8 protein-coding genes, 8 tRNA genes and 2 rRNA genes are annotated in these 16,829 nt (G+C 33.5%); 8 read left to right on the forward strand and 10 right to left on the reverse strand.

Annotated elements, in window-relative coordinates; genetic code table 4:
• The 8 genes from ACJA23_RS02925 to ACJA23_RS02960 all read right to left on the reverse strand — a co-directional run bounded on the left by ACJA23_RS02925 (nucleotide 1) and on the right by ACJA23_RS02960 (nucleotide 14,011).
• Nucleotides 1–3,756: a hypothetical protein gene (locus tag ACJA23_RS02925; RefSeq protein WP_406613849.1), complete on the reverse strand. Its 3,756-nt coding sequence runs from the start codon at nucleotides 3,754–3,756 to the stop codon at nucleotides 1–3.
• Between the two features lie 415 nt (nucleotides 3,757–4,171).
• A 23S ribosomal RNA gene (locus ACJA23_RS02930) occupies nucleotides 4,172–7,056 on the reverse strand.
• Between the two features lie 302 nt (nucleotides 7,057–7,358).
• Nucleotides 7,359–8,863 (reverse strand): 16S ribosomal RNA (locus tag ACJA23_RS02935).
• Together the 16S and 23S rRNA genes form the textbook arrangement of a ribosomal RNA operon.
• Nucleotides 8,864–9,155: 292 nt before the next feature.
• Nucleotides 9,156–9,968, reverse strand: coding sequence for a TIGR00282 family metallophosphoesterase (locus ACJA23_RS02940; RefSeq protein WP_406613851.1), 813 nt, complete (start codon nucleotides 9,966–9,968; stop codon nucleotides 9,156–9,158).
• 212 nt (nucleotides 9,969–10,180) lie between these two features.
• Nucleotides 10,181–10,849, reverse strand: coding sequence for a deoxyribose-phosphate aldolase (gene deoC, locus ACJA23_RS02945; RefSeq protein WP_406613853.1), 669 nt, complete (start codon nucleotides 10,847–10,849; stop codon nucleotides 10,181–10,183).
• Between the two features lie 7 nt (nucleotides 10,850–10,856).
• On the reverse strand, nucleotides 10,857–12,152 hold the full coding sequence (locus ACJA23_RS02950; RefSeq protein ID WP_406613855.1) for a thymidine phosphorylase: 1,296 nt from the start codon (nucleotides 12,150–12,152) through the stop codon (nucleotides 10,857–10,859).
• Nucleotides 12,153–12,155: 3 nt separating this feature from the next.
• Nucleotides 12,156–12,860, reverse strand: a complete 705-nt coding sequence (gene deoD, locus ACJA23_RS02955; RefSeq protein ID WP_406613857.1) for a purine-nucleoside phosphorylase — start codon at nucleotides 12,858–12,860, stop codon at nucleotides 12,156–12,158.
• 95 nt (nucleotides 12,861–12,955) lie between these two features.
• Nucleotides 12,956–14,011 (reverse strand): hypothetical protein, encoded by a 1,056-nt coding sequence (locus tag ACJA23_RS02960; protein WP_406613859.1) that lies wholly within the window; start codon nucleotides 14,009–14,011, stop codon nucleotides 12,956–12,958.
• Between the two features lie 309 nt (nucleotides 14,012–14,320).
• Here ACJA23_RS02960 and ACJA23_RS02965 point away from each other — a divergent pair.
• From ACJA23_RS02965 to ACJA23_RS03000, 8 genes are all read left to right on the forward strand, one after another.
• A tRNA-Asn gene (locus ACJA23_RS02965) sits at nucleotides 14,321–14,395 on the forward strand.
• Between the two features lie 4 nt (nucleotides 14,396–14,399).
• Nucleotides 14,400–14,475 (forward strand) — tRNA-Glu (locus ACJA23_RS02970).
• 7 nt (nucleotides 14,476–14,482) lie between these two features.
• Nucleotides 14,483–14,558, forward strand: a tRNA-Val gene (locus ACJA23_RS02975).
• Nucleotide 14,559: 1 nt separating this feature from the next.
• Nucleotides 14,560–14,635: transfer RNA gene (locus tag ACJA23_RS02980), tRNA-Thr, on the forward strand.
• Nucleotides 14,636–14,676: 41 nt separating this feature from the next.
• Nucleotides 14,677–14,752, forward strand: a tRNA-Glu gene (locus tag ACJA23_RS02985).
• Nucleotides 14,753–14,759: 7 nt separating this feature from the next.
• Nucleotides 14,760–14,837, forward strand: a tRNA-Val gene (locus ACJA23_RS02990).
• A gap of 1 nt (nucleotide 14,838) precedes the next feature.
• A tRNA-Thr gene (locus ACJA23_RS02995) sits at nucleotides 14,839–14,914 on the forward strand.
• A 9-nt stretch (nucleotides 14,915–14,923) separates the two neighbouring features.
• A tRNA-Leu gene (locus ACJA23_RS03000) sits at nucleotides 14,924–15,008 on the forward strand.
• Nucleotides 15,009–15,147: 139 nt separating this feature from the next.
• On the opposite strand, the gene ACJA23_RS03005 is transcribed toward ACJA23_RS03000, so the two are convergent.
• Both ACJA23_RS03005 and ACJA23_RS03010 read right to left on the reverse strand, forming a co-directional pair.
• The gene (locus ACJA23_RS03005) at nucleotides 15,148–15,306 is read right to left on the reverse strand and encodes a hypothetical protein (protein ID WP_406613861.1); all 159 of its coding nucleotides are present in this window, start codon (nucleotides 15,304–15,306) and stop codon (nucleotides 15,148–15,150) included.
• A gap of 47 nt (nucleotides 15,307–15,353) precedes the next feature.
• A complete protein-coding gene (locus ACJA23_RS03010; RefSeq protein ID WP_406613863.1) occupies nucleotides 15,354–16,814 on the reverse strand; it encodes a hypothetical protein in 1,461 nt (486 codons plus the stop codon).
• Nucleotides 16,815–16,829 lie beyond the last annotated feature (15 nt).

Below are 16,829 nucleotides of genomic sequence, written 5' to 3' on the forward strand. Positions count from 1 at the left end.
TTATTTAGCAGCGTTGTATTTATTAATGATCGTTTTTACTTTTTCATCATTTATTTCAGATGATTCGTTATTTGTTAAGCTTAAAACTTTACTTAAAGCTTGGTCAAATTTTGTTTTAGTTTCATCTGAAGCGTTACTGTAGTTAGGTGAAGTTTTACCTTTAACACCTTCACTAGTATTATTCAAGGCATCTTTAACTTGCTTCATCACTTGATTTAAATCATTAGCTTTTTTGTTTATACCTGTTTGAGCATTTACAATAGCATCCATTGAATTAGCTTTTTTGATTTCGTTAGTTAATTCTGCGACTTGTTTTGCAGTTAAATTAGTTAGATTAGCAAGATCACGTGTAGCTTTGGCTTTTACTCCTTCAAGACTATTATTATCAGCAGTTTTAGCCTTTTCTAAAATCGCAGTTAGTTCTTTTAAGCTACTTGCTGCTTTTAGTTCTTCATTTAAAGCATCTTTATTGTTTATGTTTGGAAGTTTCGCTATTTCTCTTTTATGACTTTCTTTTAATTTGTCTAAAAGTTTTCTAGATTCTTCAGCTAATTTGTCTAAATCATTAGCTCCATCGATAGCTTTAGTTAAACCAGTTTGTTCATCATTAGTTAAAGTATTGTTTTCAATCTGTTTTTTAAACATCGCTTTTAATGAATTAACTGCTTCAGTTATCGTAGCATTTAATTTATCATTAACATTTTCTTTAGATGAACCAGCCTCTAAAATTTTATTAGCTAAATCTTTGTTTGTTTCGTTTGATACACCTGTAAGTTTTGTTAATTTATTTAATGCTTCTAATTTGCTATCTAATAAATTTACACCTAAAAGTGTTTCAACACTTGTGTTTAATGTATTTGAAGTATTAACTTCATTTGAAAGTGTGTCATTAGTTAAATTAGCTGCGTTATTTTTTAAAGCTTCTAATTGAGTATTATATTCTTCTATTTTTTGTTTATACGAAACTATTTTATCATTTGATAAAGCGCTTGAAGCACCTGTTTCAAATTTAGTAATTTGGGCATTTATTTGTCCAATTGTAGTACTAATAGCACTTATTTTATCATTCAATGTTTTGGCATCGTTTGATACTTTTTCTAAATCTTCACGTGTGTTAGTTTGAGCCAATAAACCTTTGATATTAGTACGTTTTTCCATTAATAAATTAGATAAATTATCAATTGAATTTACTTTTTCTGTAAAAAATGTATCACCATCTAATTTCTCAGTTGCAGCTAGTAAATCATCATAATAACCTGATGATATTTTCGTATCTTTATTAAAGTTATCTGGTAAACCACCAGTATTTTTTAACAATTCTTTTAAGTCAGTAGTTTGTGAGTCCTTGCTTATTACAGTTGTAGCAGTTTTTAATTTCTCATCAAAATCTGTTTTATTAGTTGTTGTTGAATATTTATATTTATTAGTTAATTGACCATTTTCGGTTTTTGTATTATTAGAATCAGAAACTTGTTTAGCAATACCTTTCATTACCTTAATTACTGGCAGTATGTAACCTATTGGTGATTTTTTACTTGGATCTGAAATCGAAGTAGATCAATCTCCATTTGCTGAATGTGTATAACTATGTTCATTAAACGTTCCATTACTATTTAACTTGTCACCAACATAATTAGCGATAACTTCTCTGGGATCTTCTGTTTCAACCACAAAACTTAAAAAGTCATTATATTGTTTAATTGTTAGATATTCCTTGTTGTTTTCAAGTTCTTTTAAAACATACATTTTTGCTAGCAAGTAAGGGGTAAAGTTTTTATCAAATGTTAACGGATCAAAGTTATTTCAATCAGCATCATTTAATAATAATCCATCATTAATTGGGTCTTTTATTTCAGTAGTTTTGGTTTTTATATACTTATTATAAAAAGTTTGAAATAAACCACTGTTTATCTTATTATCATTTTCATCAAAACCAGTAATTAAAGGTTTAGTTTCTGTTCCACCTGATTCATTTAAATATGTAACCTTTGGTATAGTAGCTAGCATAATGTCATTTAAGATCTTTTTGTATGCTAACTCAAGCTTATCTAATCCATTACCAAAAACTAAATCATCACTAATAGTCGGTTCAATAAGCGGAAAATTATCAACGTTGGTTTTTAATACATCTTTCGTAATTACATTATTTTCACCAAAACTAATTTTATTCGTACCTTTAGCATCAATCATATTAAATGCTTTATTAACTATATTTTTTAGTCCGTCAGTCGAATCTTCAGCAAAACTATTTAATAAGGCAGCTATATCTTTATCTATTAAATCTTTGTTTGGATTATTTTCAGTGTTAAAATAACCACTATTAACTGCGGTGAATTTACCCTCAATTGTTTTGATTAATTCTAATGTTTTATTTTTATTAGAAGACATTGAATATGCTAATGATGCACCATTATCTTTTAAATCATCCTTAATATCTATAGTTAATTTCTTTAACTTTAATAACTCTTTATATTTATTATAAAATTCATTAGCTTTATCTACTGGTGCAGTTCTATCAACATTTCTGTAGTTAGAAAACAATTCTTTGTAGTCATTATACATTTGGGTTTTGACTTTGCTATTTTTTATACCATCAAATATTGACTTGAAAATATCAAACTTACGTTTACCAGAAACCAAAGACTTAAATGATGATTCTAAAGCTTTTTCAAGTTTTGTATGTAAATTGCTTCCACTAAAAGAATTATTGACATGATAATCATCTGTTGAATCAAAATTAGTAATAAATTTATATAAATTCTTAATTTTTGGATTATCACCAGAATCATCTAGACCTTCTAACTTATTATATGAATCGGTTTTTTCTGTTTCTGTTGATAGTCAATACACTGGTGAATTATAAACATTAAAACCATAACCATATCTTGTAGGAGACATATTTCAATACTGAAATTCTCACATAATTCCACCAATTTGTGATTTGGTTATGCCAATAGTTTCTGATTTAGATTCTAAATTAACATATGTATCCGATAGATATGTGTTTCAAAACGTTGGAATAGCCATTGAACTAACTTTTCCAATGGTGTAAAATACACTATCATTGAATGCGGCAGGTCAAGTTTTACCTCTATTATTACCACTCTCAGGATATGAAAGTCAAGTGATCTTTTGTTGTGTAGGATCTGCAAGTCTGTCTCTTAATAAAACTCTTGTATTTCCTCAAGTCTGTCCATCAGATGTACTGTAAGACCCAAAAATCTGTGATGGTCTTGATCTATTATTTTCTTTTTCCTGTGCTGCAAAATATTTATACATATTTCATGAACCCCAGTTATTAGAAAATAAATCCCTTATATAATCATAAGTTTCATTTATAACATCTCTTACGTGGTTTCTTCACTGTTGTGGTTTTCTATTAACTCTATTTATCGGTACTTTAAAATCACCCTTAACATTCAAATACTGATCATATTGGTTTATTCAAGTTTTTATAAGTGTATATGCATTATATGTTGGATTGGAATGATTTATAGCCCCTTCAAAAGTTGAAGCACTAAAATCTATATTTAATGTTTCTTTTATTTCCTTTGTTTCTAAATAATCTAATAATGCCAACGTATTTGGAAATTCAGTTGCTGTTTGGATAAATCTTCTGTTTTTAGGAAGCCTAACTAGTGAATTAGGATCGTTAATACCACCAGCTACAGGGCTATTTGATGCAGCCACTAACACTAATGGCGTTAAAACAGCACCTGAAACTAATCATTTATTAAAACGTTTTTTATTTTTCATAATTTCCTTTGTATGTGTGAAATTAGATGAAAACCATAAATATTAAGATATAATAAAAGGTTTAAATCGTAAAATTCGTCAGTTTCTTTATTATAGGCAAAAAAAAAAAAAAAAACAAGTGTGGAAAGATGAATATGGAATCAATTCCATAACCAAAAATACTGGTAAATAAGTACTTTTAACACTAATAATAGTTATATTAAACCATTTCGCTAGTCAAGGTAGATGTGTAAGTTTGTATAGTCATTATTTTATCTTAATGTTCTAAAAATTCAGTTTTCGTAGTTATAAAATTGGTTAATCTAATTTAGCCGTTTTTATCAAAAAAAGTATAAAAAAAAGCCCTCTTGGGCAATGTTCTTTCAAAACTGAATAGTAAATAATAATTCATTAAAATGTCTGAATATACATTTCAACTTTTAAACCTATCAATTTATTAGTAATGGTCAGCTAAATGTGTTACCACACGTACACTTCCATCCTATCAACCTCGTCGTCTACAAGGAATTTCAAGGGAATACTCATCTCTGAGGAGGCTTCCCACTTAGATGCTTTCAGCGGTTATCCTTTCCGTACTTAGCTACCCAGCTGTGCTTCTGGCGAAACAACTGGAACACCAGCGGTACGTCCACTCCGGTCCTCTCGTACTAAGAGCAGCTCTCATCAATATTCCAACGCCCACATCAGATAGGGACCGAACTGTCTCACGACGTTCTGAACCCAGCTCGCGTACCGCTTTAATTGGCGAACAGCCAAACCCTTGGAACCGACTCCAGCTCCAGGATGCGATGAGCCGACATCGAGGTGCCAAACCTTGCCGTCGATGTGATCTCTGGGCAAGATAAGCCTGTTATCCCCAGGGTAACTTTTATCCGTTGAGCGACTACCGTTCCATAACGTATAGCCGGATCGACTAAGTCCTGCTTTCGCACCTGCTCGACTTGTAGGTCTCGCAGTCAAGCACACTTCTACCTTTGCGCTCTGCATACGGTTTCTGACCGTATTGAGTGTACCTTTGAACGCCTCCGTTACCTTTTAGGAGGCGACCGCCCCAGTCAAACTACCCACCACGCACTGTCCCCTACCGGATAACGGTAGCAGGTTAGAAACTCAACATACCAAGGGTGGTATTTCAACGGCGACTCCTCTGAGGCTAGCGCCTCAAAATCAATGTCTCCCACCTATCCTACACATGTTAGGCCAAGTTCCAATACGAAGTTGTAGTAAAGCTCCATGGGGTCTTTTCGTCTTGATGCGGGTACCCAGCGTTTTCACTGGACCATAATTTCACCGAGTCCAACGTTGAGACAGTTGAGAGATCATTGCGCCTTTCGTGCAGGTCAGTATTTAGCCGACAAGGAATTTCGCTACCTTAGGACCGTTATAGTTACGGCCGCCGTTCATCCGGGCTTCACTTCAACGCTTCGCATAAAGCTAACGCATCCGCTTAACCTTCGGACACTGGGCAGGCTTCACCCCCTATACATCACCTTACGGTTTAGCAGAGAGCTGTGTTTTTGATAAACAGTTGCCCCTCACAATTACTGTGGCCATCTTTTTAGGGATGGCACCTTTCTCGCGAACTTACAGGGTAATTTTGCAGAGTTCCTTAACGTTGGTTTTCTCGCTCGCCTTAGAATACTCATCTTGGGAACGTGTGTCCGTTCTCGGTACAGGTAGCATAAATTTTATAACGCTTAGAAGCTTTTCTAGGAAGCATGAAGCCACACAATTCGCACAAAAGTGCTATGCATCGTACATTGTAGTATTAGAGTGCGCATTTAACTATACTCACCACTTTGCACTTACCCCTAAATCCAATAATAGGTAGTGCTCTCCTTCTCCGTCACTCCATCACTTATTTACGCTAGTACAGGAATATTAACCTGTTGTCCATCGGATACGCCTTTCGGCCTCTCCTTAGGTCCTGACTAACCCTGGGTGGACGAACCTTGCCCAGGAAACCTTTCCCAATAGGCGTCGTGGATTCTCACCACGAATCGTTACTCATACCGGCATTCTCACTTCTAAGCGCTCCACCAGTCCTCACGGTCTGACTTCGCCGCACTTAGAACGCTCTCCTAACGTATTTTCATACCCATAGCTTCGGTATTGTGTTTTACTCCCGTTAAATTATTGGCGCATCATCTCTTGACTAGTGAGCTATTACGCACTCTTTAAAGGATGGCTGCTTCTAAGCCAACCTCCTAGTTGTTTATGAAATCACACAACCTTTCTGACTTAACACAATTTTGGACCTTAGCTGATCAATCTGGGTTGTTGCCCTCGCGAGCCGGGACGTTAGCACCCCGGTTCCGACTGCCTGATAATACACAATGGTATTCGGAGTTTGATTATAGTCAGTACCGCTAGGCGCGGCCATTCCATATTCAGTGCTCTACCACCAAAGTTTAACATCAGACGCTAGCCCTAAAGCTATTTCGGAGAGAAACAGCTATCTCCAAGTTCGATTGGAATTTCTCCGCTATCCACAAGTCATCCGGGCACTTTTCAGCGTACTACGGTTCGGCCCTCCACTTGGGGTTAACCAAGCTTCAGCCTGCTCATGGATAGAATCACATGGTTTCGGTTCTATGTCAACATACTAGACGCCCTATTCAGACTCGATTTCTCTACGGCTCCGCTTTTTCTACTTAACCTCGCATGTTAACATAACTCGCCGGTCCATACTGCAAGATGTACGCCATCACGCATTAACGCGCTCTGACTACTTGTAAGTAAGTGGTTTCAGAATCTATTTCACTCCCTTTTCAGGGTTCTTTTCACCTTTCCCTCACGGTACTAGTTCGCTATCGGTGTCTGGTTAGTATTTAGCCTTACCGGATGGTCCCGGCAGATTCAGACAAGGTTTCACGTGCCTCGCCCTACTCAGGATACTATCAGAAGATTATGACATTTCGCATACAGGAGTATCACCTTCTATGCTTAAGTTTCCCAACTTATTCTGCTATATCATAATTTTGTAACTTCGTGTAGATAGTCCTACAACCCCACTAAATCGTGGTTTGGGCTCTTCCAATTTCGCTCGCCGCTACTAATGGAATCATTATTTATTTTCTTTTCCTGTTGCTACTAAGATGTTTCAGTTCACAACGTGTCTCGCAAATATTCCTATGTATTCAGAATATAGCAACTAGAAATTACTCTAGTTAGGTTCCCCATTCGGAAATCCCCGTTTCGTAGCTCATATCCAGCTCCACGAGGCTTATCGCAGGTAATCGCGTCCTTCATCGACTTCCAGACCCAAGGCATCCACCACAAACTCTTACTTATTTAAAGTTGTAACAATATGACCTATTGTTGATGTATATTCAAAGACATTTCAATAAATTATTATTTTTACATAATAATTACTCGGTATCAATATCAAAACAAATTAACCATTTTATTAATTTATTTACAATTTGATATCGTTGTAATATCTTTACTATTCAGTTTTCAAAGAACATTAAGAGAGAAAGCTCTCTCAAAACTAGATATATCAAAGGACTATTAACTTTGTACATGACGCTTAAATAATTAAATATGAAATAGTCTTGTTAAGGTTGTATCATCGTAAGAACGATTATTGTACTCCGTAGAAAGGAGGTAATCCATCCCCACGTTCTCGTAGGGATACCTTGTTACGACTTCACCCCAGTCACCAGTCCTGCCTTAGGCAGTTGTCTCCGTAGTTAACAAAACCGACTTCGGGCATTACCAGCTCCCATGGTGTGACGGGCGGTGTGTACAAGACCCGAGAACGTATTCACCGTAGCGTAGCTAATTCTACGATTACTAGCGATTCCGACTTCATGTAGTCGAGTTGCAGACTACAATCCGAACTGAGAACGGTTTTTTGAGATTTGCTCCACGTCGCCGTATTGCGTCTCTTTGTACCGTCCATTGTAGCACGTGTGTTGCCCCACTCGTAAGAGGCATGATGATTTGACGTCGTCCCCACCTTCCTCCGGATTACTCCGGCAGTATCCCTAGATTGATCTAACTAAGGAAAAGGGTTGCGCTCGTTGCAGGACTTAACCGAACATCTCACGACACGAGCTGACGACAACCATGCACCATCTGTCATTCCGTTGACCTCCACTATATCTCTATAGTTTTGCGGAAGATGCCAAGAGTGGGTAAGGTTCTACGCGTATCTTCAAATTAAACCACATGCTCCACCGCTTGTGCGAGTCCCCGTCAATTCCTTTAAGTTTCACTCTTGCGAGCATACTACTCAGGCGGATGATTTAATGCGTTAGCTGCGCCAATGGATTCCATTAGCTAATCATCATCGTTTACAGCGTGGACTACCAGGGTATCTAATCCTGTTTGCTCCCCACGCTTTCGTCTCTCAGTGTCAATATGTGCCCAGTTAGCTGCCTTCGCCAAGTTGGTGTTCTTCCTAATATCTACGCATTTCACCGCTTCACTAGGAATTCCGCTAACCTCTACACAATTCTAGTATGCCAGTATCCAACGCGATTTGGGGTTGAGCCCCAAGTTTTGACGCCAGACTTAACACACAACCTACAGACGCTTTACGCCCAATAATTCCGGATAACGCTTGCAACCTATGTATTACCGCGGCTGCTGGCACATAGTTAGCCGTTGCTTTCTGACAAGGTACCGTCAAGGTAAGTTCATTTCCTAACCTACTTTTTCTTCCCTTATAACAGCAGTTCACAACCCGAAGACCTTCCTCCTGCACGCTGTGTCGCTCCATCAGGCTTTCGCCCATTGTGGAAAATTCCCTACTGCTGCCTCCCGTAGGAGTCTGGGCCGTATCTCAGTCCCAGTATGGCGAATCAGTCTCTCAACCCCGCTAAACATCATCGCCTTGGTAAGCCATTACCTTACCAACTAGCTAATGTTACGCACCCCAATCTTCCAGTGAGGGAAACCCCCCTTTTATATATCTATCATGCGATAAATATAAGTATCCGGTATTAGCGCTAATTTCTCAGCGTTATCCCAATCTGAAAGGCATGTTAAGTACGTGTTACTCACCCATTCGCCGCTAAGTCCGAAGACTTCGCTCGACATGCATGTATTAGGCACACAGCCAGCGTTCATCCTGAGCCAGGATCAAACTCTCGAAAAAATTGACTGTCATGTATTGTATATATCTAGTTTTCAAAGAACTTTATAAATTTGGTTTGCTAAATTATTATACATTAAAAAATTTTTAACGAAAATAATTTTTAAATATTTTTTTAATTAATTTTTTGCTTTGATCTGTTAAATCAAAAACAGTAAATTTATTATACATATGATTTTAAAAAGTCAAACTATTTTTATAAAAATTTTGCTTTTAAAATTGGTCTGAATATTATTGGGTAAATTTATAGCAATAAGTTTAAAATAAAAACTTCTTGTGAAGTTTGCTTTTTATATTAAATACTAATATGTTCAATATTAATTGGAGTAATTTTATTTCTAGTTTTATCTTCAAATAGTTCAATGATAACACCATTAAATTGTGTTTTGTTAGTTGATACTTGAAATTTGCTTTTTGCATCAAATCTCATTTTTTCATACACTTCTTGATAGTTTGCTCCAATTGCGCTATTTTCAGGTCCAGTCATTCCAGCATCAGTAATATAACATAGTCCATTTTCAAATACCTTAGCATCATTTGTTTGCACATGAGTATGAGTGCCACAAAAGGCTGATACAGAAGTGTTTTTATCACAGTATAAACCAAAGACATATTTTTCACTCGTTGTTTCGGCGTGAAAATCTAAAAAGTGAAAGTCAGAATTATCATTTTGATTGATTTGATCAATTGCATCAAAAAAGTTATTAGCATATTCGTGTTCTCAAGGTTTTAATAAAGTATTAAAACTAATACCCATCATTGAAGTAACTCTTAATTTAATACCTTTAACATCAAAAACTTTAGTACCAACTCCTTGATAGCTTTCATCAATATTAAATGGACGGATGACATTAGAGTCATTTATAAACTGGTAAATTTCTTCGTTAAATCATACGTGATTACCCATAGTAATTGCATTAATACCGATATTAGTTAATTTATGATAGTCAAAAATAGAAAGTCCTTTACGGCCTGTTACATTTTCTCCTTGTGCAATTACAAAATCAAATTGATGTTCATCTTGTAATTTCGGTAAAATTTTTTCAACTGTTTTTACTCCTGATTCACCAAAAATATCACCTATAAATAATAGTTTAATTTTTTTCATATTTCTATTATATTATTTTTTAATTTACTTATACATATATAAAAAGAACCTCCTCATTTAAGCAAATAATGAGGAGGGATAACAAGAATACATAAAGCACTTAAGCTTTATAAAATAAAGATCTAAATTCTTAATAAACTATGTTCTACAGTATGACTGTAATTGTCATATCTATTGGTTTATCATTTGGGGTTATTGATAATTGAACATATTTAATAGCTTCCTGAAGATTGTTTACCTTCAAGAATGGCTACTGAACGGCTAGTGCCAAATCTAGTAGCCCCTGCATCATGCATTTTTTTCATATCATCAATTGTAGAAATTCCACCAGCAGCTTTAATTAGCAATTGGTCACCACAAACAGATTTCATAATTTCAATATCTTCTAATGTAGCACCTCTGTAACTAAAACCAGTAGAAGTTTTAATAAATTCAGCACCTGATTTCATTACTATTTCAGTAGCTTTTTTGATTTCATCTTTTGTTAGTAAAGCTGTTTCAATAATAACTTTTAAAATATGGTCACCACATGCTTCTTTAACTTTTTTAATATCGTTTAGTACATATTCATAGTCACCTTGTTTAAATTTACCAACGTTAATAACCATATCAATTTCATCAGCGCCATGATCAATAGCTAATTTCGCTTCATGAGCTTTAGCTTGTGTAATCATTGCACCAAGAGGAAAACCAACTACGCTAGTAATTCCAACTGATGAATTTTTTAATTTTTCTTTAACATACTTAACTCATGATGAATTTACACAAACTGTTTTAAATTCATATTTTAATGCTTCTGCGACTAATTTATCAATATCTTTAACTGTAGCTTCTGCTTTTAAGTAAGTATGATCAATCATATTGTTAAATTTCATAATCATCCTTTAATTAAGACATTTTTTCTAAAATAATTTGGTTGTTAACTTTGTGATCATTAATTTTGTAACCATTTTGTAGTTCTATTGCTAAAGAAGGGTCAATTTCCTTAGATGAATAAAGTGTGAATAAGGTATCGTTTTTTGATACTGGTTCGTTTGTTTTTTTATTCAAGGTAATACCAGCATCAAAGTCAATATTTTCCTCTTTTGTCAATCTACCAGCACCCAGTTTCATTGACACAATACCAAAAGTTAATGCGTCATAAATTTCTAAATATCCATCAGCTTCTGCTTTAATTTCTAATTTATATTTTGGAGTTCAGAAACTTGGACTTTGTAGTTTTTGTACATCGCCACCTTGTAAAGCAACAAATTCATAAAACTTAGCAAGTGCCTTCTTGCTTTTAATTGCTTCATCAACTAGTTGTAAGGCATGTTCATAATTATCTGTTATTTTTGCTTGTAGTAGCATAGTCGCACATGAAGAATAAATTAGTTCAACAAAATCGCTAGATCCTTCACCATTTAAAGTTCTAATAACTTCTAAAACTTCGTTTTTATTTCCGATTTCACGACCAATCGGTCTAGACATATTAGTAATTTCTGCACGAACGTCAACATTTAATTCTTTACCGATATTAATCATTGTTCTAGCTAATTCTTTAGCACTAGCTAAATCTTTCATAAATGCACCATTGCCACATTTAACATCTAATAAAATTGCATCAGCACCAGTAGCTAATTTTTTAGACATAATACTTGAAGCAATTAATGGAATAGATTCAACTGTTGAAGTTACATCTCTTAATGCATATATTTTTTTATCAGCTGGTACTAATTTAGAACTTTGACTAATTAATGCTAGTTTATGCTTTTTGACTTGATTAATAAATTCTTGTTCACTTAACTGAACATTAAAACCAGGAATTGATTCTAATTTATCGATAGTTCCACCAGTATGACCTAGTCCTCTACCACTCATTTTAGCAACAGGTGCACCGCAAGTTGCTACAATTGGCCCAATTGCTAAAGTTGTCTTATCACCAATTCCGCCAGTAGAGTGTTTGTCGACTTTAATACCTGGAATACTTGATAAATTCAGCACATCTCCAGAATGCATCATACACTGGGTAAAGTATGCTGTTTCTTTTGAACTCATACCATTGAACATCACAGCCATTAAAAAGGCACTCATTTGATAATCAGGTGTTTTTTCACTAACATATGAATCAATTAGGAACTTGATTTCTTCTTGGTTTAATTCTTTATTTAATCTTTTTTTCTCAATAATGTCTACTACACGCATGTTTTATTTAGCTAATTCTAAAGCGATCTCCATCATTTTTGTAAAAGCGTGTTGACGCTCAATTGCACTTGTTTCTTCGTGAGTAATTAAATTATCACTAATTGTAAGTAAACAAGCTGCTTCTTTACCAGTAGCTTCTGCATTTGTGAATAATGCAAATGATTCCATTTCTACACAAACACTGTTTGTTGTAGCAATTCTTTCTTCTAAAGGAACAACAGAGTAAAAAACATCTGATGAATGCACTCTACCTTCATGAACTTTTATACCTAAATTATGTGCTATTTTTTTAATTTCATCGTTTAGTTTCTTACTTGGTAAAGTTATATTCCCTTCTTTACCTAATGCAATTTTTCTAAACGCATCACCATAAGCATAAGCTTCAGATGCTAAAACAACTTCATATAAACCTAAATCAGCTTTATATGAACCTGCTGAACCAATTCTAATAATACGGTCTACATCGTAAAATTTAAATAATTCATATGAGTAGATTCCAATTGATGGACAACCCATTCCGCTACCTGCAATTGTAATTGGTCTACCTTTATAAGTACCAGTATACATAAACATATTTCTAACACTGCTTACTAATTTAAACCCAACATCTAAATATGTTTCAGCTATAAATTTAGCTCTAAGTGGGTCCCCTGGCATAATAACTGTTTTAGCAATTTCATCTTTTTTAGCACTAATATGTGGTGTCATTAATACTCCCTAAATAACAACGTAAATGCATAAATTTGCTACGTTGTTTACATACATTAAGTTTACCATTTTTTCGAATTTTTCCCAACAAAAACCTAGTAAAACAGTTCGAAATTTTGGTCAATGTGAGTAAGGCAACTACAGTTAAAAATTCATTTTTTTCAAAAAATGATTAATTGGCCTATGTTTTTGATATTTGTTTTAGCTTTTTTATTATGAGTGCACTTAAAAATTCTAAAAATATTAACTGATCAGTTTCGTGGAATTCTAATTTGACTAGTTGCTAAATCAGTCACAAGTTCGTCAAATATTCGATCAATTTTAATATTTGATACTTTTGGGTTTCTAATGGTATACATATTAAATATTAAATTTTCAAAATAACTATCACCTACTATATCTCTTAAAACTAAACAACAAAGTAATTTAGTTGTTACATTAATTTCACCTTTATTCTTGCGATTATGCATAAAAAAGTATCAAATGTAAAGTAACACTAATTCAGTTTTCTTAGTGGTAAAATTATTTTCTCTTTGGTACAAAATCTTAAACACATCAGTAACCAAACAATCTTTATAACCTCGTTTGGTGAAAAAATCTAAAATAGTGCTTAAATCTTTTTTAAATTTACTGTCAGTGTAATTAATTTTGTTAAATTCTAAAACAAAAGTTGGTCGATAGTATGAAATATCAAAATAAATATTTATTAATCGCTCATTTTTATCTTTTCTTCCTAAATTATGCTGATATTCGAATGGAATATTATAAATTATATTGGGGTATTTAGCTCTTTTGCTTGGGTCAATAATATTAAAATATAAATAATTATTCGGTTCATTTAACTCACTATAATTTTTTGATAATATTTTTAAATTACGCTTATTAAATTGTTCTACAAATAACTTATAAAACATAAATCTAAACTCAAAAATATAATTAATTAGTATAGGAAACTTTCCATCTTTATCTAAAATTATTAACTTATTTTGATATTCATTAGTGAATTTATAAAGCACAATGATAGCATCTGTGTTTCTTGAGCTCATTGTACTTAAAACATTAGAATCGTTAACTTGATAAATAGTTAAATCAACTGCATGAACTCTTAATTTTGACTTCTGTTTTGTTTCTTTCTCACTTGATTGATGCATATGCTCCTTGAGATATAATAATTATAGCTTGATTGACCAAATTAGGTAATTGCTACTATATTTTAAAAGAGGCAGTGAATAGTAAAAACATAAAAACAAAAAATTTAGATAATTAATTTTGCTTTTAAATTCCTTAATGTATAATTATCTTGCATTTACCAAAATGCTTTATTCTAAACAAATAATTTTATATAAGCAAAAAACATTTATTTGTCGAGTTGGCTTGGTAAATAAAAAAATAAAAATAAATTTCTTAATTTTTATTTTTTATGTATAATAATAAAGCAAACAAACAAATAAATATTATATGCCGATTTAGCTCAGCGGTAGAGCAGCTGGCTGTTAACCAGTTGGTCGTTGGTTCAATCCCAATAATCGGCGCCATTATGGTCTGTTGGTGAAGCGGTTAACACACATGGTTTTCATCCATGCACGCACGGGTTCGATCCCCGTACAGACTGCCATTTTATCGGAAGATTAGCTCAGTTGGGAGAGCATCGCCCTTACAAGGCGGAGGTCGTGGGTTCGAGCCCCTCATCTTCCACCATGCCGTCTTAGCTCAGTTGGTAGAGCAACTGACTTGTAATCAGTAGGTCGTAGGTTCGAGTCCTATAGACGGCACCAAATTCCTAATAAGAATATTTTTTTTACCATTTTTATTTAATGGTCTGTTGGTGAAGCGGTTAACACACATGGTTTTCATCCATGCACGCACGGGTTCGATCCCCGTACAGACTGCCATTTTATCGGAAGATTAGCTCAGTTTTGGGAGAGCATCACCCTTACAAGGCGGAGGTCGTGGGTTCGAGCCCCTCATCTTCCACCACGCCGTCTTAGCTCAGTTGGTAGAGCAACTGACTTGTAATCAGTAGGTCGTAGGTTCGAGTCCTATAGACGGCACCAAAATAACATGCGCGGATGGTGAAATTGGCAGACACGCTAGATTTAGGCTCTAGTGCTTTACGGCATGAGGGTTCAAGTCCCTCTTCGCGCACCATTTAACATTAATTGCATTTTTATAATTTGTAAATCATTTTATAAAAATGCAATTAATTATTATATAAGCACATTCTATTTTAGAGAATGTGCTTTTTGTTTTAAATTAAAAACGCTTATAAGTTTATAAGCGTTAATAGCTATGAATTATCAATCTCTTCCTGAAGTTTTTCTTGCAGCTCCATTAGATCTAAATGCTTAACTGGATTTTGTACAATACCTAGAGCAACAGCTGTATCTTGCATTTTATAAAAGTCATCTCACGAGATTTGGTTTTCATCACTAATGTGATCAAACACCTTAATAACTGTTTTATTTTCAATATGCGCAAACCTTTTAACATTAGCTATAATGCTAAAAATTTTATTGAATTCATCACATGAATACCTTCTAACCTTAAGTGTCCATTGATTTGGTCGCTTAAATATATAAATGCCATAATTATTAAGGTGATCATTGCAAAATATCCATCATAATTATTGTTAAATAACTCAAATGATAATTTTGTATTGAGATATTTTGAAATACAATGCATATTTTCTTCAGAATCAAAGTACTTACGAATATATTTGTCTAAGGTACTACTTTGTACATAATCAATGTTAGTATCATAATGAATATTAGCAGTTTCTTTTAAATAAAAAGCTTGATTTTTCATACTAATTGAAACTATACGAGTATATTCGCTGTCCATGGCTAATAGTTCATCGTAACTTCTATTATCGAAAACATAGTCTAAAAATACATTTTTTTCAGCTTGTTTTGTATCTAAAGCTTCAGTGTTTTGTGAACTGAATTTCGCTTTATATCAATGCTTAAAGTCTCTGTAATGATACTTTCTTTTTACATTAAAGTTTTTATGTAATTCTTTCATTAAGTATCTATTGCGTCTGATAAATTCAAAAGCTGATTTAGGTTCAGAAATAGTAGCTTTTGAAAAAGTTGTGTGTTTGGTACTATTTTCTTCAATTATGGCATAATGCAAGTTTCTGTTGCTTAAATATTGCTTAATATCATCAATATTAAGATGTTTATGGTTTTTAAATACTAAAGATTTAAGCGGAAATTTGTGAGCTAAAGATTCAACAAATGAAATAAAAACTTTTGAGCTAAATTTTCGTTCTTGGTAAGCTTGATAAAAGAGTGGATAACCATTTTCATCACTTGCTACTATAAATCACACTTTGGTACATTCATTTTCTAAATTTTCATCATCAAGATTAAATGAACATCAATTGATATAAACAAAGCTTCAATCATTTTGGTAATATGCATGCATTCTCTTATATAAAGAGTCTAATTCTTGTTCATAATTAGCGCTTAAATAATCAAGTGAATCATGAAATTTATTAAGTTTTGCCAGCACAGTTCCAGGTTTAATAATATCTAGATTGTTCATCGGATCAATCGCACTGTGCTTAACAAAATAGCTAAAAGCTCATGCTAGATTATGTTTGTTATTGCTTTCTCAATGATTAAATAAACCTGTTTTCTTAAGCAATTTTTCAAATAATTCAAATCCATAATAAATAGTTTTAAAAACTGGTGGTATTCATTGATTTGATTTTAGCTCACTTCATAATTTATGTTTAACAGTATAACGACACTTATTTTGACCTATATAGAGCATTGCCCAGTTGATTTTGTGTAATATATTCTGTTCACTTTGATGAAACGGCAAAAACTCGTGTAAATATCCTAAAACAACCTTCCTCGATGTATTTCTTTCAGGATAGTGATAAAGAACACATAAGATATCACCATTTCGAGTTTTCTCTTTTGAAATTTTTCAATGTGATCTTCGCATACTTTAATTATCTAA

It is taken from the genome of Mycoplasma corogypsi (genome assembly GCF_045276875.1).
Taxonomy (GTDB): Bacteria; Bacillota_I; Bacilli_A; order Mycoplasmatales; family Metamycoplasmataceae; genus Mycoplasmopsis; species Mycoplasmopsis corogypsi.